Annotated in this window: 1 pseudogene; it reads right to left on the reverse strand. The window is 60.2% G+C overall.

Annotated elements, in window-relative coordinates:
- Positions 1-304, reverse strand: a pseudogene (locus Q8X48_RS29935) (hypothetical protein); the annotation flags it as partial.

A 304-nucleotide genomic window follows, 5' to 3' on the forward strand; every position in this document is an offset into this window, starting at 1 on the left:
CACACGCGTCATCGTTAACGACCATCGCCGGCAAGCCAGCTCCCACAAAGGACCGCGCCCACGCTGAAACTGTAGGAGCCAGCTTGCTGGCGATGGACTCAAGTGCGCCGCGTTTATCCAGACCACATGCGTCATCGTTAACGACCATCGCCGGCAAGCCAGCTCCCACAAAGGACTGCGCCCACGCTGAAACTGTAGGAGCCAGCTTGCTGGCGATGGACTCAAGTGCGCCGCGTTTATCCAGACCACATGCGTCATCGTTAACGACCATCGCCGGCAAGCCAGCTCCCACAAAGGACTGCGC

The organism is Pseudomonas sp. QLc11A (assembly GCF_052112305.1).
GTDB classification, from domain to species: domain Bacteria; phylum Pseudomonadota; class Gammaproteobacteria; order Pseudomonadales; family Pseudomonadaceae; genus Aquipseudomonas; species Aquipseudomonas laurylsulfatiphila.